The sequence below is a fragment of the Streptomyces sp. NPDC048560 genome (assembly GCF_040650955.1).
In the GTDB taxonomy this organism is placed as follows: domain Bacteria; phylum Actinomycetota; class Actinomycetes; order Streptomycetales; family Streptomycetaceae; genus Streptomyces.
This window is the reverse complement of record NZ_JBEZIJ010000001.1, coordinates 1301245-1317785: the sequence shown is the minus strand read 5'-3', so window position 1 is coordinate 1317785 and position 16541 is coordinate 1301245. Positions and strand designations below refer to the sequence as shown.

The window sequence follows — 16541 nt, the reverse complement described above, 5'->3', positions numbered from 1 at the left end:
TCACCGCTTCGAACGGCGGCCGAGTACGGCTGCGTCCCCGGCCCCACCCTGACCGTCGGTCCGCGCACGGCGCCGTGACGCCGGGCGGAGGTTCTGGCCGAGCGCGACGCTGCCGATCACCAGGGTCAGGCCGCCGATCTGCCAGGCGGTGAGGGTCTGTCCCAGGAAGAGCAGTCCGGCGAGCGTCGCGACGACCGGGTTCGTCAGACCGAGGAAGGAGACGGAGGAGGCCGGGAGGCGCTCGATGCCGTGGAACCAGAGGGCGTACGCGACCGCGGTGCCGATGACGCCGAGGTAGACGTAACCGGCGATGTTCGCGCCGGTGAAGTGGCCGGGCAGGCCCTCGGCGGTGAGGGCGACGGGTGCCAGTACCAGCCCGCCGACGGTCAGTTGCCAGCCGGTGAAGGCGAGCAGCGAGACGCCTGCGGGGCGGCCCCACCGCTTGCTCAGGACGACGGCGAGGGCCATCAGTACGGTGGCCGCCAGCATCGCCGCGATCCCGGCGGCATCGGCCTCGGCGTCTCCGCGCAGCACGAGCAGTCCGACGCCCGCGACCCCGACGAAACCGGCGGCCAGTGTGCGGCGCGTGGGCCGGATCTTGAGCACTCCGGCACCGAGGCCGGCCACCAGCAGGGGCGTGACCGCGCTGACCGTGGAGGCGACACCGCCGGGCAGGCGGTAGGCGCCGAAGAACAGCAGCGGGAAGAACGCGCCGAAGTTGAGCATCCCGAGCACGGTCGCCTTCCACCACCAGTCGCCGCGCGGCAGTCGCCGGGTGAGGGCGAGCAGGATGAGTCCGGCGGGCAGTGCGCGCAGGGCGGCGGCGAGCAACGGCCGGTCGGCGGGGAGGAGTTCGGTGGTCGTGACGTAGGTGGTGCCCCAGGTGGCGGGCCCGAGGGCGGCGAGCGCGGCGATACCGATGGCGGCCCTGGTGGAGGTGCGGTGGGAGGGTGTGGGGGGCGCCGGCTCGGTGGTGGTGGGCTTGAGGGCTCTGGACGTGGTGGCTGTGGTGGCGGACATGACGCTCCCCCTCGTTTCTCCTCAACGCTGTTATTCTCAACGTTGAGATAAATATGAACCCCAGGGTCTGTGAACGTCAAGTATCTGAACGTTGAGAGATGTGGCCCGGGTGAGACTCGGGTGAGACTCGGTTGAGGGAGGAGCGCGGGAATGAGCGAGCGTGAGGCGGGGCGGCAGCCGGAGGCGGACACCGACGCCATCGACGAACTGCGTGCGCAGTGGCGCCGCGAGCGCCCGGACATGGGCCTGGCGGGACTGGACGCGATGGCCCTCGTGGGCCGCATCAAGCGGGCCGATCACCTGTTGAGCAGGGGCATGAAGCCGGTCTTCGCCGCACACGGTCTGGAGTTCGCGGAGTTCGACGTACTCGCCACGCTGCGCCGGGTCGGAGCCCCGCACGAGCTCACCGCGGGAGGTCTCCTGAAGTCCGCGATGGTGACCTCGGGCGCGATCACCAACCGGCTCGACAAGCTGGAACGCAAGGGGCTGATCGAGCGCCGCCCGGACCCCGCCGACCGCAGGGCCATCCGCGTCCGCCTGACCGAGGAGGGCCTGGCCCTCGTCGACCGGGCCGTGGTCGATCACGTGGCCAACGAGGAGCGGATGCTGGCGGGCCTGACCGCCGAGGAGCGCCGCGCGCTCGACGGAGCGCTGCGGCGGTTGCTGATGTCACTGGGGGACACGCATCTGGGCTGACGCCCCTGCCTCAGGGCGCCCGATGGATGAGCGTCCAGGTCTGGGACGGGCCGGAGCCGCACGCCGAGGAGGAGACGCCCTGGTCCTGCGCGGCGAGGCAGAAGCCCGTACCGGAGTTGATGACCCGGTCGTGCGTGTGCGGCTTCCAGGTGAGGAGCGGCAGGTCCAGGCACTCCCCGACGGAGACGGCCCCCGCTTCGTCGCTGTGCAGACAGACGCCCGTACCGACGTTCTCGAACTGGCCGTCGTCGTTCGCCATCCACACCTGGCCGGCGGAACCGTCGCAGCCACGCAGCGTGAGCGTCGAGCCGTCGGTGCCGAGGCAGTCGTGACTCAGGTCGCTCCGGAGCTCGAAGCGCGGGTCCTCCTGGGCGGGGGACGCGGAGGCCGGGGTGCAGGCCGTGGGCGCCAGCAGGGCGAGGGTCAGGGAGGCGAGGGCGGTGGAGAACGTGGTTCCGTACACGGGCACTTCCTGGGGCCGGGGGGTGGGAGGCGGATGCGGGGAGGGCGACGCCCTCCCGTACCCGGCAACGTTCCGCACCGTAGCCGTGCGTACACCCCACGCCACCTCACTGGCCCCGTTCGGGGCCCCTGCGCTCGCACGCATGACGCCTTCTCCGACGCAGGTTCCGCTGCCGCCCCTGACCGGGCGGAGGTGGCGGAGGCGGAGCTCGGTGTGACGTTCCCCTCCGTCTGCCGCCCGAGTGCCGCGCCGCCGGTCGTGACCGGCCCGCTGCCAGGGACGGCCGGGGATGAAGCCCGCACCGGGCGGGCCGGCCATTACCCGAGAGGTAATCGACCCGGGTTGGCCGTGATGCCAAGCTCGGCGTACGGAGCCCGACCGACCGGCCCACTGTGGAGGACACCATGCCCGCCTACGCCATCGCCCACCTGCAGGACGCCGCCCCGCACGAGGACATCGCGGAGTACATGGAGCGCATCCCCGGCACCTTCGAGCCGTACGGAGGGCGCTTCCTCGTGCACGTCACCCCGCACGAGGTGAAGGAGGGCAGCTGGCCCGGCAGCGTGGTCATGATCGGCTTCCCCGGAATCGCCGAGGCCAGGGCCTGGTGGGACTCGCCCGCGTACCAGGAGATCGCCCCGCTGCGCGCACGGCACATCAAAGGCGACATCATCATGGTCGAAGGTGTTGCCGAGGGATACGACGCACGAGTCACCGCGAAGGCGGTGCGGGAGGCCCTGGGTGCGGAGTAGGCCGGAAGGGCAGAGGGATTACCCACCTCTCGCCACTTTCAACTTATAGCGCACAGGGGGGCTTGCGACAAGGCCCGGGTGATGGCGCACAATCGCTCGCTGAGGCCGGAACCTGCGGAAATGGGAGATTCACTAAGTGCGTTGTTTGTTGTCGGTTTACGGGTTGGGCACCGCCGTCGAGCCAATGGGGCCGGTGGTGGGGCGCGCGACGCCGGATCTCGCGGGTGCGGACCAGGACCGGAGCGTCTGACATGAACCCTGTGACCACCAGTGCGTTCGACCTTCCCGACCGTCTCGCCGACAAGGCCGACCCGGCACTGATCGCCGGTGACGAACAGCACTTCGCGGCCGTCGCGGAGTGCCTGGAGCAGTCGATCGCCGAACTGTCGGACCTTCTCACCGCCACCCGCAGGGCGCCCGGGGGAGTGGGCCAGCAGGCGATGGACCGGGACCTGGAGGTCCACCGGCTCACCGCGCGCCTGCGCGCGCTGCGGCGTTTCGGGCTCGACCTCTGCCTCGGGCACATGGTCGGCGGAGACGACTCCGAGCCCGTGTACGTCGGACGCCTCGGCCTCACGGACAGTACGGGCCGCCGGCTGCTGCTCGACTGGCGCTCCCCGGCCGCCGAGCCGTTCTTCGGCGCCACCCACGCGAACCCGATGGGCCTGGCGAGCCGCCGCAGGTACCGGTGGACGCGCGGCCGCATCAGCGACTACTGGGACGAGGTCTTCACCCCGGACGGCATGGTGGGGCGCGCCGCGCTCGACGACCAGTCCGCCTTCATCGCCAGCCTGGGCACCAACAGGTCCGCCCGGATGCGTGACGTGCTCGGCACCATCCAGGCCGACCAGGACGCCATCATCCGCGCGAGCTCGCGCGGCGCCCTCGTCGTCGACGGCGGGCCGGGCACGGGCAAGACCGTCGTCGCCCTGCACCGCTCCGCGTACCTCCTCTACTCCGACCCGCGCCTCGGTCACCGCCGGGGCGGCGTGCTCTTCGTCGGCCCCCACCAGCCGTACCTGGGATACGTCGCCGACGTCCTCCCGAGCCTGGGCGAGGAGGGCGTACAGACCTGCACCCTGCGCGACCTCCTCCCCGAGGGAGCGAAGGCGGCGGCCGAGACCGACCCGGACGTGGCCCGTCTGAAGTCGTCCGCGGACATGGTGAAGGCGGTCGAGGAAGCCGCCAGGTTCTACGAGGAGCCGCCCGCCGCGGGCATGACGGTCACGACCCACTGGTCCGACATCCGGCTGAGCGCAGACGACTGGGCCGTCGCGTTCGACGCCGCACCGGGCATCCCGCACAACGAGGCCCGCGACCAGATCTGGGAGGAACTGCTCACGATCCTGGTCGACAAGCACGACGACGAGGACACGGCCGAGCCGCTCCGCAAGTCACTCCACAAGAACAGGGAGCTGCTCGCGGTCTTCGACAGCGCGTGGCCCCTGCTCGAAGCGACCGACCTGGTCGGGGACCTGTGGACGGTGCCCGCCTATCTGCGCAAGTGCGCCCCCTGGCTCGACCGTGCGGACGTGATGCGGCTCCAGCGGGAGGACGCCCAGGCATGGACGGTGTCCGACCTGCCGATCCTGGACGCGGCACGGCAGCGGCTCGGCGACCCGGAGGCCTCGCGGCGCACGCGAAGGAACAAGGCCTCCGTCGCCGCCGAGCGCGAACAGATGACCAAGGTCATCGACGGTCTGATCGAAACCGATCAGGACGGCGAGGGCGCGCTGACGATGCTGCGCGGCCAGGACCTGAAGGAGACCGTGTTCGACGGAGCGGCATCGCTCGACATCGAACGGGACGTGCTCGCCGGCCCGTTCGCCCACATCGTGGTGGACGAGGCCCAGGAACTGACCGACGCGGAATGGCAGATGCTGCTGCTCCGCTGCCCGTCCCGCAGCTTCACCATCGTCGGCGACCGCGCCCAGGCCAGGCACGGGTTCACGGAGTCGTGGGAGGAGCGGCTGCGGCGGGTCGGGCTCGACCGGATCAGCCTGGCCTCCCTCAGCATCAACTACCGGACACCGGCGGAGATCATGGCGGAGGCGGAGCCGGTCATCCGTGCCGCGCTCCCGGACGCCAACGTGCCGACCTCCATCCGCAGCGGCGACCTCCCCGTCGTCCACGGCTCCACCGAGGATCTGCACGAGGTCATCGACACCTGGCTCGACACCCACGCCGACGGGATCGCCTGCGTCATCGGTGATCCCACCTTCCGGCCGACGTCCCGCGTCCGTTCGCTGACGCCGTCGTTGTCGAAGGGCCTGGAGTTCGACCTCGTGGTCCTCGTCGACCCGGAGTCGTTCGGCACGGGCATCGAGGGAGCGGTCGACCGCTACGTCGCGATGACCCGGGCGACGCAGCGGCTCGTCATCCTCACGAGCCGCTGACGCGGGACCCGACCGCAGGGCGGCCCCCGTCAGGAGTGGGGCAGCCCGCGGACGTGGTCGGGCGGGAGATGCAGTTCGTACGGCAGGCAGCAGTCGGAGCAGAGCGTCGCGACGAGCGTCCCGCACGCGGTGCAAAGCTGGTTCAGCCCGCCGTTCGGAGTCGCCCCGCAACAGGCCGCGGACGCGTGCCGCGTCTCCAGGCCGCGGGCGTCGTCCGGGTTGATCACGATGTTGCCCCGCGGCCCCTGGGAGACCAGGGGCCGTCGGCGCGCGTCGGAGCGTTGTCCGTGGCGCGGCATCACCGGGCCCGGTTCGTCGGCGACGACGAAGGGCGCGCCGTACGGTTCCGTCTCGATGGCGTAGCAGCCCGACGGCACCGTGGCCGGTGAAGGGCCCATCGTCCCGGCTTCCCACCACGCGTGGAAGGGAGGTTCGGGCACTGCGGGCAGAAGCGTGAGCGGCCCGGTCAGCTCGGCGCCGCACGTTGCGCACACGAATGCGGTCACCCCGGGCGCCGGGACCGGTGAACCCCGCCCCTCTGAGCCGCGTTGTGGGAACTGCTGACAACCACCGTGTCGAGGGAGCATCGAGTTGAGCACTCCGTATGAGGTCGAAACCCACTGGGACGAGCCGTCACAGCGGAACTACCACTCCCGCGGCGGGACGGTGGTCGGCTGGCAGGAGGCCGGGGGGCAGTTCTACCACTGGGACGACGCCCACCGCATGACCGGCGTGCCGGACGGTGGCTTCATCACCTGGTATCACGAGAGCGACCCTGCGTACCCGCGCTACAGGACCGATGCCCAGGGGGAAGTGGACTGGGTGGCGGGCTACGCCCTTGACGCCGGGCAGAACATGCAGTCCGCTCCCACTCCGGACGTCGAGGCCCCGACCGCCGAGGCCCCGACCGCCGAGCGCCCCAGCCTCAGCGAACTGCGGATGCATGCCATGAACGATGTGTTCGAGCCGCGGAAGGGCGTCCACGTCAAACCGATCCTCCTGGTGAACGATCAGCACGTCACGGTCGCCGACGGGGCCGTCTTCAGTTCGGGCAGCGTCGGAGGCGGGTACAGCGGAGGGTCCTACGGCGACGTGGACGTACCGGCACTCAGGGAGGAGATGAGGGTATCGGCCAAGGACGCGGAGGTCGGCGCTCTGGACGCGGTGCATCAGTACCTTGAGGAGCACTATCCGCCGAACTCCCCGCAGCGGGACGGTGTCACGACGATCTCGGTCGAGTTCGTCAGCAACATCGGCCCCTGCAACGGCTGCAAGTGCCGTTTCCAGGAGTTCGCGGAGAATATGGGGCGGGAATTCCCCGATGCCCGGATAAGGGCGGACGCGGTCTACAACAAGGGTGACGGCAGTACGCGATTCATGAGTAAGAGCAACCGAGGGCCGCTCACCGAGTACGGATACGCGGGCCCGGTGGAGGCGTTCACCAACCACGCGGCCCGGGATTCCAGATACCCGTTCGTGTACTACAAGAGGGAGATCGTGCCCCGTCCGGCCGCCGAGCAGCGTGCGCACATCGGCGATTCCGCACACTTGATGAATGCCGCCGGGGTCAATCAGGGCGGAGACGGGATCATCCCGACGACTCCGCCCAACCCGGCCTGGGACGTTTCACCCCGGAGCGCCTCCCCGGTCCAGGAGGCGGGCTTCAGCGTCGCCGCGGCGGCGGGCCTGCAGGTGGCGCACCACGGCTCCGCCTCGCAGCAGTCCCAGCACCAGTCCACCTCGCACCAGTCGTCCGTGCCTGTGGCCCGGAGCCACACCCGGAGCGGTGGCTCACACACTCCGTGACGCGAAGAAAAGCGGATGAGGACGTTCGCGTTCCCTTCGCCGGTCACCATCTGGTCAATCTGCGAATCATTTCAAGCCGCAACGGGCCCTGCTTTTAGTGGCCGATGTAGCGTTCGATCGCTTTTATCGCTTCACTCCAGCGAAATGTCCCTATGTGAAGGGTTTGAATATCGTGCGTGCATCGCGACGGTGGGCTCGAATCATTACGCCTCTTGCCGCCACTGCTCTCTTCTCCGTACTCATGGCGCCTGCGGCCACCGCAGTGAACTCGGCGGAGGCGGGCGCCACCACCGCAGCCGTCACGTGCTATGACGACCCCTGCGTGACGGGAATCCGTGCCGCGACGCACCCCGACTTCGACCGTCTCGTCTTCGACCTCACCGCCGGCACCCTGGTCAGCAACACGTACACGAACACCACGGGCGAGTTCGTCCCGATGGACGGTCAGACCCATTACCTGGACGTCAAGGGCACCTCGTACCTCTACCTCACGATGGACCCGGTCCACCTGGGTTCCGGTGCGGTTCTGAACCAGGCATTCGCCCTTCCCGCCATCAAGGGCGTCCAGTTGACGAACTTCCATGCGGCCCGGGCCCAGTTCGGCATCTCCCTCGGTTCCTCGACCGGCTACAAGGTCTTCAAGCTGACCCAGCCGGACCGGGTCGTCGTTGACGTCTACCGGTAGATCGTCCCGTCGGCCCGCGCGGAGAAACCGGCGATCCGGCCTGGTTTCTCCGCGCTTGCGTGTCCGCGCTCCCCGGACGGTCAGTCGCGCTTGAGGCCGCCCACGAACGCGGTCCAGGCAGCGGTCCGGAACATGATCGCGGGTCCGTCGGTCACCTTGGAGTCCCGGACGGGGACGACCTCGGGTACGCCGTCGAGGACTTCGAGGCAGTCGCCGCCACTGCCGCCGCTGTACGAGGACTTCCGCCAGGTCGCGACTTCGAGGCAGTCGCCGCCGTCGCCGCCGTCGCCGCCGCTGTACGAGGACTTGTGCCAGATCGCCGTCGACAGGTCGTAGTCAGAGCTGTTGAGCTTCATGGTCGTAATCCTCCGCCACCGATTCGATCAAGGCCAGAGACGCTGCCGGTGAGGCCGCGCTGGCCACCACCAGATCGTAGGTGAGTTCGTACCGGCGTACCGAGGCCGGATCGTCCTGCAACTGGCCTGTGCCCAGACCCTGGAGGTATGCGAGCGGCGGTGCGTCAGGGAAGGCCATGAGCTTGAGCGATCCTTCAAGTGCCATATGGGCGCCCTCGTCGAACGGCAGCACCTGCACGATGATCCGGTGCTGTCGGACGAGTGCAGCGATGTGACGCAGGGCCACGGCCATTCCCGCAGGTCCGCCCACCCTTCGACGTAACACCGCCTCGTCCAGCACCACCCACAACACAGGCTTGGTTGGATCGGCCAGGAGCTGGGCACGCTCAAGCCTCGCTGCCACCAACTCGTCGATGGTGTCTTCCGTAGCTGTCGGCTGGTACTCCCGGAAAACCGCTCGCGCGTACGTCTCCGTCTGCAACAGGCCCGGGACGAGCTGCGGCGCGTACTCCTTGATGGCCTCCGCGCGGGCTTCCGCCTCAGCCGCTTCCGCGAAGTGCTCCGGATACTTCGACGTCTTCAGCGCCGCGCAGTTCCGTACGAAGAAGCCGTCCGCGCCCAGCACTTCATCGAACTTCTCCGCCTGGTCCAGCTGCATCCGCCGGACCCCTATCTCCAGCTGTCCGATGAACGAGCCGCTGACGAAGAGGGGGGCGCCGAGCTCGTCCTGCGAGAGGCCCGCCTGTTCCCGGCGGTGGCGGAGCTCCGCGCCGAGGAGCGCGCGCGGTGACGAGGAGGGGTCGAGCTTGCGGGGACCTGGCATGGCAACTCCCTGTGACACACGTGCGGTTGTTGGAACAGCGCCTCTTCCAGGCTAGCCGCGCGTTGGACACTCTGGGTAGGCATTCCCATTACTCAGCGTGGAAGGTGAACGGCATGACAGCGACGGAGCGGCGCCGGGCGGCGGCGGGCAGGGTGCGGGTGGCGGAGGACGCTGTGGAGAGGTTGCGGGAGGGTCTCGCGGGGGTGGGTGTGAAGCTGCCGTCGCTGCGGATCGACCCCGTGTCGTGTGCGGGGAACGAGCCGTCGCCGCTGATCGACCTCGGCTGTTGCAACCTCGATACGGCGCGGCGGCTGAGTGAGGTCCTGGAGGCGAAGGCGGCCGGCCATGACCGGTGAGGTGTCTCTTGAGCCGTGTACGCCGGAGCCGGGGTCGTTCGCCGTGGATGCCCGGGACGGGCGGGTGGGGCGGGTGATGGGGCGCGTCGGGCCGTACGTACAGCTGCGTCCTCCGGGTGGGGGAGCCGAGTGGGACTGTCCACCGGATCTCGTGCGGCCGGCGCCGCCGGGAGTGGTGCTGCGGGCCCGGGTGACCGAGATCAACCGGGAGGGACAGCTGCCGAGATGAGGGACCGGAGGGGGACGCGGAGCGCGACCCCCTCAGTCGATCACCGCGGCGACGGCTTCGATCTCCACGAGCTGGTCGTCGTAGCCGAGCACGGTGACTCCGAGCAGGGTGCTGGGGACGTCGTGGTCCCCGAATGCGGAGCGGACCACCTTCCAGGCGGTCACCAGGTCTGCCTGGGAGGTCGACGCGACGAGCACGCGGGTGCTGATGACGTCCTCGATCGAGGCACCGGCGTCGGCCAGAGCGGTCCGCATGTTCTCCACTGCCCTGGCCGCCTGTCCCGCGTAGTCCCCGACCGCCGCTGTGGAGCCGTCCTCGTTCAGCGGGCAGGCGCCGGCGAGGAAGATCAGACGTGCTTCGGCCGGCGCGGTGGCCGCGTACGCGTACTCGGCGACGCCGGACAGCGAGCTGGAACGGATCAGGGTGATGGCACGGGGCACGGCAATTCCCTTCGGTGTGTGCGAGAACGCTTCGGTGCGTGCGGGAACGCTCATGCTCCCAGGCGCCGGTGCGTCGGGCCGCCGGTTTTCTCGCTCGACGGAAGCCGGTCGGGCTGTCAGGCTGCGCGCATGACCTATGGAATCGAGTCCCACCCCGCCCGTTGAGCGCCCAGGAAGAGCGCGACGCGCTCGACCTCCCGCTCACCCGTCAGCCCGCTCCTCCGGCTCTTCACGACCGCGCCTTGTCGCTCTTGCGCGAGGCCCCCCGTGGGGTCCCGGTACGACGCGGGTTCGTGCTGCCGCAGGCTTCCCGACCGGACACGGGCGGGCTGTCGCGGAAGGAACTGACCGCTGCCGTCCGGGATGCGCTCACCCCTCTGCCCGGCGACGCCGCCACCGTGCACCGCCGACTCGCGCGGCTCCGTGATCCGCACCGGTACACGAACATGATCAGGCTTGCCGTCGACGCGCTGCCGCTGCCGGACGGAGAGCGGCAGGCGGTCCGCGCGCTGGCGCGGGAGCTGACCCGGACCGGTACGACAGTGCCCGCCGTCACCGTCGGCCTCTACCTGCTCGTCCGCCTCGGGGAACCCGAGGACATCCCCTGCCTCTGCGCCCTCGCGACGATCCGGGACCTGTCCGGGCCCGCGATCCAGGCACTGGGCAGGCTCGACCGCCGGGCCGAAGCCCTGGCGAGTCTCGTCGTCCGGACGAGGCGGCAGGAACTGCGCCCGCTCGTAGAGGCCTTGTGGTCGCAGGATCAGGAGGCCGTTCTCACACAGCTCGTCGCATTCCCCGCAGGTTCCCGCCATCTCGGCAACGCCTCGGCCCGCCGGATCGCGGAGGCCGCGCGGCTGGCAGATCTCCTGGACCGCCACCCGGACGACCCGGCGCTCGTCGCCCGGGCCGCCAGGCTGCTCGTGCGGATGGGGTGCGGGAACGACGCGCCGACCGAACTGCTCGCGTACGAGGACGCCGTCGGCGTGTACGGGCGGGTCGTCATGCGGGCCGGTCTGCTGCCGCCGACGCTCGCGCACCATTCCACCCTGCTGGCGCTCGCGCTCGGCCTGAGCAGCGGGGTCGGCGCGCTGCTGGACTGGCCGCCCGGGCGGAGGGACTTCCTGCTGGCATCCCTGGGGCGGCTGCTGGCCGAGCGCCATTGGGCCGCGGTCGTGGACGCGGCCGGAGGTGAGGCCGAGGAACGCCTGCGTGCGGGGTGGATACGGCGTACGGGGCGCAGGCCCTTCGAGCTTCCGGGCGTCGCGGGGCGGCTGCGCATCGAGGTGGTGGCGGGCGACCCGCTGGACCGTGAGCCCGTCGAGACCCGCATCCTCGTCGACGGGCGTCCGCTGGTCCCGGCGATCTTCTCGCGGGGCGGCGCCGACAGTCCTGAATCCCTGCTGGAGAACGGCGCGTTGCGGGCGGGGCCCGAGCCGCGTGAGGTGCGGCTCGCGGAGGCGTACTGCGCCGAAGGGTGCTGCGGCGCGCTCCGCGTCACCATCCGTCGCGACGGTGACGAGGTGGTGTGGGACGGGTGGGAGCGGCCGTCGTACGCGCCGCGTTCGCGGAACGTGCCCGAGGTGCCCGCGTACCGCTTCGACGCTGCCGCGTACGACGCCGAGGTGGCGCGCGCGGACGCCGACCGGTCATGGTCCTGGCCCGCGCGCACCATCGCGCGGCTGATCCGTGAGGGGCTGACGCAACGGCCGGAGATCCTGCGGCGGTGGGACGCCCGCCGGGGCTGGATCAGCAGCGATGCCGAGGAACCGGACAGCACGGTGGTGACCTTCTGGTACGCGCCGGGGCTCGCCGCCGCGGACACGCTCAAGGACGCGCTCCAGTTCCGCTGGGTCCTGCCGGACGACGGCGGTCCGCCCGGGGCGCAGGCCGCCGCCGTGCTGCGACGGCTGGGCGAGGAGGACCCGAAGACGTACGCGCGCGTGTGCGGGGGCAGCCCCGAACGGGCGGCGGAGCTCGGGTTCCCCTGGCCGGGGGGAGGGTGAGGCGGAGGGCGCGGCGGCGCCGGGGCGCCGAAAGTGCGCTCCGGCCCGGCCAATCGGCGGGCCGGAGCGCACAGGCGGACGGCGGGGCCGACCCTTCCTCAGGGTCGGGCCCGCCGCCTCTGGGGGCGCTGCCGGGTCACATGAGGCGATAGCTGCCGTAGTAGCCGGCGACCTGCTCGTGATAGCCCGGGTCATCCGCGTGCTTGTGCTTGTCGAACTCCGGGGAGTCCTTGATCTGGTCCTTCGTCAGGTCGACGAAGACCTTGCGGTCCTCCGTGTCGATGGCCCGGACCGTGCCCGCAGGCAGCAGGACGTCCTTCCCGAAGATCCACACTCCGGTGTCGACGACCAGGTAGGCCGAGCCGACCTCGTCGGAGTGCTTGTCGATCTTGCCGATACTTCCGTCAGTTGCCTCGACCGAATATCCGGTCAGATCGGCGCCCTCGGTGTGACCGCTCGAAGGCTGGTAACCCCACAGGTTGTCGCTCATTTGCTGGCTCCTTTCCAGAAGACGTATTCGGCGTGTGGACCCTCACCGAAATGCCGGTGAAAGCCGCTCGAACTATCGACTGCCCGCATGTCTGGGCCTCACACCTTCGTCCTTCGTATTCTTTTCGCCCGGCACACAAAGCGCGGGTGGGCCCGGACATCGATGTCCGGGCCCACCCGCGCTGATGCTTGTGGACGGCGTCTACCAGCGGTACCAGCGGCCACGACGGCCGCCGCTGGCGGCCGGGCGGACGAAGAAACCGACCAGCCACACCACCAGCACAATGACCGCAATCCACCAGAGTGCCTTGAGTGCGAAACCTGCACCGAAGAGGAGCAGGGCGAGCAGAAGTACGAGAAGCAGGGGAACCATTGATATCAACCTCCAGGGCTTCTGGTGCCCCCGAACTAATTCCCTACACCACTCGCACGCTATTGGACCGCAATTCCTTCCGGAGTCGGGGCCGGTGCGGGAGCCGGAGCCGTGCCGGCCGGGCCGGTGGCGGCGATCTTCGAAAGGGCCGGTTCCTGGGAGACGTTGAACTCCGCCAGGAGGTCCTTGCTGAAGCCGAAGAAGTACGTGGCGACGAAGCCGGCGACGTAACCGGCCACCAGGCCGCCCGCGTAGACCGCGATCGTCGAACCCAGGCCGTGGTTGCCGTCCAGGAGGGGGAACAGCGCCCAGCCGGACGGGCCGATGGCCGTGGAGCCGACCGTGTCACCGAGCTGGTTGAACAGTCCTACGAAGCCGCCGCCGAACGCACCACCGACGCAGGCCGTGATGAACGGGCGGCCCAGCGGGAGCGAGACGCCGTAGATCAGGGGCTCACCGACACCCAGAAGGCCCGCCGGGAGGGCCGACTTGATGGTGCGGCGGATCGACTCGTTGCGGGGGAGCCGGAGGTAGACGGCCACGGCCGCACCGACCTGGCCCGCACCGGCCATCGCGAGGATGGGGAGCAGGACGGTGTAGCCCTGCTGCTCGATGAGCGTGGTGTGGATGGGGATGAGCGCCTGGTGCAGGCCCAGCATCACCAGCGGGAGGAAGAGACCGCCCAGCACGAAGCCCGCGCCCGCACCGCCGTTGGAGAGCAGCCAGTCGGCGAACGTACCGATCGCGGAGGAGATCTCCCCGGCCACGTACATCAGGCCGAAGATCGTCACCAGGCCGGAGACCAGCACGGTGAGCGTCGGGGTCACCAGCACGTCCAGGGCCTCGGGGACCCAGCGGCGGCACCACTTCTCCACGTACACCGCGAGGACCGCGGCACCGAGCGCGCCGAGCACACCGCCCTGGCCGGGGGAGAGCTGCTGGCCGAACGCCTCGATGTTGGCCACGCCCGGGAAGACGATGATCGCGGCGACCGCACCGCCCAGGATCGGCGTACCGCCGAACTCCTTCGCCGTGTTGTAGCCCACGAAGACCGCGATCAGCGCCATGAAACCGGAGGCCATCGCGGCGAGGGCGGGGGTGACGGCGGGCAGCCACTCCAGGTTGACCAGCAGGCCGTTGAGTCCGGCGATGATGCCGCAGCCGATGAGGGCCGGGATCAGCGGGACGAAGATGTTGGCGATCTTGCGCAGGAACAGCTTGAACGGCGTGGCGTTCTTCGCCTTCTGCTGCGCCTTGATCGCCGCGCCCTGGGCGGCCAGTTCGTCGGCGGTGTGGACGACGGGGGCGGCTGCCCGCTCCTCCTCGACCAGGCGCTCGAACTCCGGGGTGACCCGGGCGACCGTGCCCGGACCGAGGACGATCTGGTACGTGTCGTCCTCGACCACGCCCATGACGGCGGGGATCGCCTTGAGGGCCTCGTCGTCGACCAGTGAACGGTCGTGCAGACCGAGGCGGAGCCGGGTCATGCAGTGGGCGATGGAGTCGACGTTCGCTGCGCCACCGACGAGCGGAAGGATCGCGGCGGCGGTGGCGCGGTTCTTGTCTTCAGTAGCCATGGGGCGTGGTGCCTTGCTGTGCGGGGGTACGGGAGTGGTGCGGGTGGGTCAGGTGGTGCTGTGAACGGCCGCGAGGGCGGCGCGGAGGTGCCCGTCCGACTCCGTGAGGAGCGAGGCGGCGGTGGGGCCGTCGACCTGGCCGAGGATGGTCAGGATCGCGTTCTTCACCTCGCCGTCGGTGGCGGCGAGCGCCGCCTCGATCTCCTGGTCGGAGGCGCCGGTGGCCAGCGAGACGATGCGGCGCGAACGGGCCCGCAGCTTCTCGTTGGAGGCGCGGACGTCGACCATCAGATTCCCGTACGTCTTACCGAGACGGATCATCGTGATCGTCGAGAGCATGTTGAGGACGAGCTTCTGCGCCGTTCCGGCCTTGAGGCGGGTGGAGCCGGTGAGGAGCTCCGGGCCCACGACTACTTCGAGGCCGTGCTCGGCGGCGGCGGCCAGCGCCGAGTCCGCGTTGCAGGACAGGCCGATGGTCAGCGCGCCCTGGGCGCGGGCGTGCTCGACGGCGCCGATCGCGTAGGGAGTGCGGCCGGACGCGGAGATACCGACGACGGTGTCGTTCTCCGTGAGGGAGAGGGAGTCGAGGTCGGCGGCGGCCAGCTCCTTGCTGTCCTCGGCACCCTCGACGGCCTTGACCATGGCGCTCGGGCCGCCCGCGATGAGGCCGACGACCTCGGACGGGTCGGTGTTGAAGGTGGGCGGGCACTCGCTGGCGTCGAGGACACCGAGGCGGCCGGCGGTGCCGGCGCCCGCGTAGATCAGCCGGCCGCCGCGCGCCATGCGCTCGGCGGTGGCGTCGATCGCCGCGGAGATCTGCGGCAGCTTGTCGGCGACGGCGGCGGGGACGGTGCCGTCCTCGCCGTTCATGATCTCCGCGATCTCCCGCGTCGGCAGCCGGTCGATGTCGGCGAGCTCCGGGCGGAAGGCCTCGGTGGTGAGCGTGGCGAGTTCGGCGCGCAGTTCCCCGTATCCGGCGGGGGTGGTGGATCCGGCGCCGGACTCGGTGCCGGTGTCAGTGGATGAGGTCATGGAGAGCGGCTCTGCTTTCTCGATCTCGTACGTTCGGCGGTTCGAGCGGTTCGAGTGGTTCAGCGGGTGCGGGGGTTGTGGCGGTGGGCGAGTGCCTCGTACGACGCGGCGAGTGCGGGCGCGGCCGTCTCGTACGTGCGCTGCGCGATGCCTATGAACAGGCAGTCCACGACGAGGAGCTGGCTCGTACGGCTCGACATGGCGGCGGGCCGCAGCTCGCTCTCGCGGGCCGTGGACGTGGTCAGCACGTGGTCGGCGTACTGCGAGACCGGGCCGTCGGGGCGGCCGGTGATCGCGACGGTCGTGGCGCCGTGGTCGAACGCGACCCGGAGCGGCTCGATGACGTCGCCGGTGGAGCCGGAGTGCGTGATCGCGATGGCCACGTCACCGGAGCGGAGCTGCACGGCGTTGGTGACGGCGAGGTGCGGGTCTGCGTGGGCGTGCGCGATGAGGCCGATGCGGAGCAGCTTCTGCGCCAGGTCCTGGCCGACGAGAGAGGAGGCGCCGGCGCCGTAGATGTCGATGCGGCGGGCGGTCGACGCGGCGGCCACGGCGGCGCCGAGCTGCACGGTGTCGAGCCCGGACGCGGTGTCGGCGAGGGTCTGCTGCTCGTCGTAGGCGAGCTTGGCGACCACGTCCGCGATCGGGTCGTCGACCGTGATGTCGGCGGTGACGGCGGGCGCCCGGCCGGACAGCTGGTGGGCGGCGAGTCCGGCGAGCGCGAGGCGCAGATCGCGGTAGCCGGGATAGCCGAGGAGGCGGGCGGTGCGGACCACGGTGGCCTCGCTGGTGCCGGTGAGCTCGGCGAGACCGGTGACGGTGAGGGCGGCGCACCCCGCAGGGTCCCCCGCGACGGCTTCGGCGACCCGCTGCATGGAGCGGGTCATGGACGGTGCGAGGGTCCGGACCTTGGCCGCGAGCGCGGCGGGAGCGGGCGGGGAAGCAGCGGTGAAACTTTCCTTCACTTCATTGGTCACCTTTGAAAGATATTTTCAAGCCTGCGCGCCGTCAACCCCCTCGGGGCGGTACCTCGGGTGGAGAGCGT

The 16541-nt window shown here is 70.3% G+C and carries 19 protein-coding genes; 8 read left to right on the top strand and 11 right to left on the bottom strand.

The genetic code is table 11. The annotated features are described in order from the left end of the window. Positions 1 to 1020: an EamA family transporter gene (locus AB0C82_RS05955; RefSeq protein ID WP_362836652.1), complete on the bottom strand. Its 1020-nt coding sequence runs from the start codon at positions 1018 to 1020 to the stop codon at positions 1 to 3. 150 nt (positions 1021 to 1170) lie between these two features. On the opposite strand from AB0C82_RS05955, the gene AB0C82_RS05950 reads away from it, so the two are divergent. Continuing rightward, positions 1171 to 1716 carry a MarR family transcriptional regulator gene (locus AB0C82_RS05950; protein ID WP_362836650.1) on the top strand — a complete coding sequence of 182 codons (546 nt, stop codon included), beginning with the start codon at positions 1171 to 1173 and terminating at the stop codon, positions 1714 to 1716. Positions 1717 to 1726: 10 nt separating this feature from the next. On the opposite strand, the gene AB0C82_RS05945 is transcribed toward AB0C82_RS05950, so the two are convergent. Next, on the bottom strand, positions 1727 to 2179 hold the full coding sequence (locus AB0C82_RS05945; protein WP_362836648.1) for an RICIN domain-containing protein: 453 nt from the start codon (positions 2177 to 2179) through the stop codon (positions 1727 to 1729). 404 nt (positions 2180 to 2583) lie between these two features. Here AB0C82_RS05945 and AB0C82_RS05940 point away from each other — a divergent pair, with 404 nt between their 5' ends. Further along, entirely contained in the window at positions 2584 to 2931 is a 348-nt protein-coding gene (locus AB0C82_RS05940) for a DUF1330 domain-containing protein (protein WP_362836646.1), read from the top strand. Between the two features lie 251 nt (positions 2932 to 3182). Further along, on the top strand, positions 3183 to 5327 hold the full coding sequence (helR, locus tag AB0C82_RS05935) for an RNA polymerase recycling motor ATPase HelR (protein WP_362836644.1): 2145 nt from the start codon (positions 3183 to 3185) through the stop codon (positions 5325 to 5327). A 29-nt stretch (positions 5328 to 5356) separates the two neighbouring features. Here helR and AB0C82_RS05930 read toward each other — a convergent pair whose 3' ends face one another. Beyond that, positions 5357 to 5725: a hypothetical protein gene (locus AB0C82_RS05930; protein WP_362836642.1), complete on the bottom strand. Its 369-nt coding sequence runs from the start codon at positions 5723 to 5725 to the stop codon at positions 5357 to 5359. Positions 5726 to 5918: 193 nt separating this feature from the next. On the opposite strand from AB0C82_RS05930, the gene AB0C82_RS05925 reads away from it, so the two are divergent. Together AB0C82_RS05925 and AB0C82_RS05920 are read left to right on the top strand one after the other, a co-directional pair. Next, complete coding sequence (locus AB0C82_RS05925; protein ID WP_362836640.1) at positions 5919 to 7133, top strand: hypothetical protein; 1215 nt, start codon at positions 5919 to 5921, stop codon at positions 7131 to 7133. Between the two features lie 322 nt (positions 7134 to 7455). Next, a complete protein-coding gene (locus tag AB0C82_RS05920) occupies positions 7456 to 7818 on the top strand; it encodes a hypothetical protein (RefSeq protein ID WP_362836638.1) in 363 nt (120 codons plus the stop codon). Between the two features lie 80 nt (positions 7819 to 7898). Here AB0C82_RS05920 and AB0C82_RS05915 read toward each other — a convergent pair whose 3' ends face one another. Together AB0C82_RS05915 and AB0C82_RS05910 are read right to left on the bottom strand one after the other, a co-directional pair. Beyond that, a complete protein-coding gene (locus AB0C82_RS05915; protein WP_362836636.1) occupies positions 7899 to 8174 on the bottom strand; it encodes a DUF397 domain-containing protein in 276 nt (91 codons plus the stop codon). Next, a complete protein-coding gene (locus AB0C82_RS05910; protein WP_362836634.1) occupies positions 8155 to 8997 on the bottom strand; it encodes a helix-turn-helix transcriptional regulator in 843 nt (280 codons plus the stop codon). Before AB0C82_RS05910 ends, AB0C82_RS05915 begins: the two co-directional genes overlap by 20 nt. A gap of 113 nt (positions 8998 to 9110) precedes the next feature. Here AB0C82_RS05910 and AB0C82_RS05905 point away from each other — a divergent pair, with 113 nt between their 5' ends. Both AB0C82_RS05905 and AB0C82_RS05900 read left to right on the top strand, forming a co-directional pair. Beyond that, positions 9111 to 9353 (top strand): hypothetical protein, encoded by a 243-nt coding sequence (locus AB0C82_RS05905; protein WP_362836632.1) that lies wholly within the window; start codon positions 9111 to 9113, stop codon positions 9351 to 9353. Beyond that, on the top strand, positions 9343 to 9582 hold the full coding sequence (locus AB0C82_RS05900) for a hypothetical protein (protein WP_362836630.1): 240 nt from the start codon (positions 9343 to 9345) through the stop codon (positions 9580 to 9582). The genes AB0C82_RS05905 and AB0C82_RS05900 overlap by 11 nt, the downstream gene beginning before the upstream one ends. A gap of 32 nt (positions 9583 to 9614) precedes the next feature. On the opposite strand, the gene AB0C82_RS05895 is transcribed toward AB0C82_RS05900, so the two are convergent. Continuing rightward, entirely contained in the window at positions 9615 to 10022 is a 408-nt protein-coding gene (locus AB0C82_RS05895) for a Rid family hydrolase (protein WP_362837081.1), read from the bottom strand. A 293-nt stretch (positions 10023 to 10315) separates the two neighbouring features. On the opposite strand from AB0C82_RS05895, the gene AB0C82_RS05890 reads away from it, so the two are divergent. Continuing rightward, positions 10316 to 12025, top strand: a complete 1710-nt coding sequence (locus AB0C82_RS05890; protein ID WP_362836628.1) for a hypothetical protein — start codon at positions 10316 to 10318, stop codon at positions 12023 to 12025. Between the two features lie 136 nt (positions 12026 to 12161). On the opposite strand, the gene AB0C82_RS05885 is transcribed toward AB0C82_RS05890, so the two are convergent. The 5 genes from AB0C82_RS05885 to AB0C82_RS05865 form a co-directional block, all read right to left on the bottom strand. Beyond that, positions 12162 to 12515, bottom strand: coding sequence for a PRC-barrel domain-containing protein (locus AB0C82_RS05885; protein ID WP_362836626.1), 354 nt, complete (start codon positions 12513 to 12515; stop codon positions 12162 to 12164). Positions 12516 to 12716: 201 nt separating this feature from the next. Next, positions 12717 to 12887 carry a hydrophobic protein gene (locus AB0C82_RS05880; RefSeq protein WP_362836624.1) on the bottom strand — a complete coding sequence of 57 codons (171 nt, stop codon included), beginning with the start codon at positions 12885 to 12887 and terminating at the stop codon, positions 12717 to 12719. A 59-nt stretch (positions 12888 to 12946) separates the two neighbouring features. Beyond that, positions 12947 to 14464: a PTS transporter subunit EIIC gene (locus AB0C82_RS05875; RefSeq protein WP_362836622.1), complete on the bottom strand. Its 1518-nt coding sequence runs from the start codon at positions 14462 to 14464 to the stop codon at positions 12947 to 12949. A gap of 48 nt (positions 14465 to 14512) precedes the next feature. Beyond that, positions 14513 to 15496 carry an N-acetylmuramic acid 6-phosphate etherase gene (murQ, locus tag AB0C82_RS05870; protein WP_362836620.1) on the bottom strand — a complete coding sequence of 328 codons (984 nt, stop codon included), beginning with the start codon at positions 15494 to 15496 and terminating at the stop codon, positions 14513 to 14515. 59 nt (positions 15497 to 15555) lie between these two features. After that, positions 15556 to 16473: a MurR/RpiR family transcriptional regulator gene (locus tag AB0C82_RS05865; protein WP_362836618.1), complete on the bottom strand. Its 918-nt coding sequence runs from the start codon at positions 16471 to 16473 to the stop codon at positions 15556 to 15558. Positions 16474 to 16541 lie beyond the last annotated feature (68 nt).

Excerpts from the sequence above, each read along its gene's own strand:
- helR (WP_362836644.1), top strand. The coding sequence starts at position 3,183 with ATGAACCCTGTGACCACCAGTGCGTTCGACCTTCCCGACCGTCTCGCC.
- AB0C82_RS05885 (WP_362836626.1), bottom strand. The coding sequence starts at position 12,515 with ATGAGCGACAACCTGTGGGGTTACCAGCCTTCGAGCGGTCACACCGAG.
- AB0C82_RS05955 (WP_362836652.1), bottom strand. The coding sequence starts at position 1,020 with ATGTCCGCCACCACAGCCACCACGTCCAGAGCCCTCAAGCCCACCACC.
- AB0C82_RS05930 (WP_362836642.1), bottom strand. The coding sequence starts at position 5,725 with ATGGGCCCTTCACCGGCCACGGTGCCGTCGGGCTGCTACGCCATCGAG.
- AB0C82_RS05950 (WP_362836650.1), top strand. The coding sequence starts at position 1,171 with ATGAGCGAGCGTGAGGCGGGGCGGCAGCCGGAGGCGGACACCGACGCC.
- AB0C82_RS05880 (WP_362836624.1), bottom strand. The coding sequence starts at position 12,887 with ATGGTTCCCCTGCTTCTCGTACTTCTGCTCGCCCTGCTCCTCTTCGGT.
- AB0C82_RS05875 (WP_362836622.1), bottom strand. The coding sequence starts at position 14,464 with ATGGCTACTGAAGACAAGAACCGCGCCACCGCCGCCGCGATCCTTCCG.
- murQ (WP_362836620.1), bottom strand. The coding sequence starts at position 15,496 with ATGACCTCATCCACTGACACCGGCACCGAGTCCGGCGCCGGATCCACC.
- AB0C82_RS05905 (WP_362836632.1), top strand. The coding sequence starts at position 9,111 with ATGACAGCGACGGAGCGGCGCCGGGCGGCGGCGGGCAGGGTGCGGGTG.
- AB0C82_RS05910 (WP_362836634.1), bottom strand. The coding sequence starts at position 8,997 with ATGCCAGGTCCCCGCAAGCTCGACCCCTCCTCGTCACCGCGCGCGCTC.
- AB0C82_RS05900 (WP_362836630.1), top strand. The coding sequence starts at position 9,343 with ATGACCGGTGAGGTGTCTCTTGAGCCGTGTACGCCGGAGCCGGGGTCG.
- AB0C82_RS05915 (WP_362836636.1), bottom strand. The coding sequence starts at position 8,174 with ATGAAGCTCAACAGCTCTGACTACGACCTGTCGACGGCGATCTGGCAC.
- AB0C82_RS05940 (WP_362836646.1), top strand. The coding sequence starts at position 2,584 with ATGCCCGCCTACGCCATCGCCCACCTGCAGGACGCCGCCCCGCACGAG.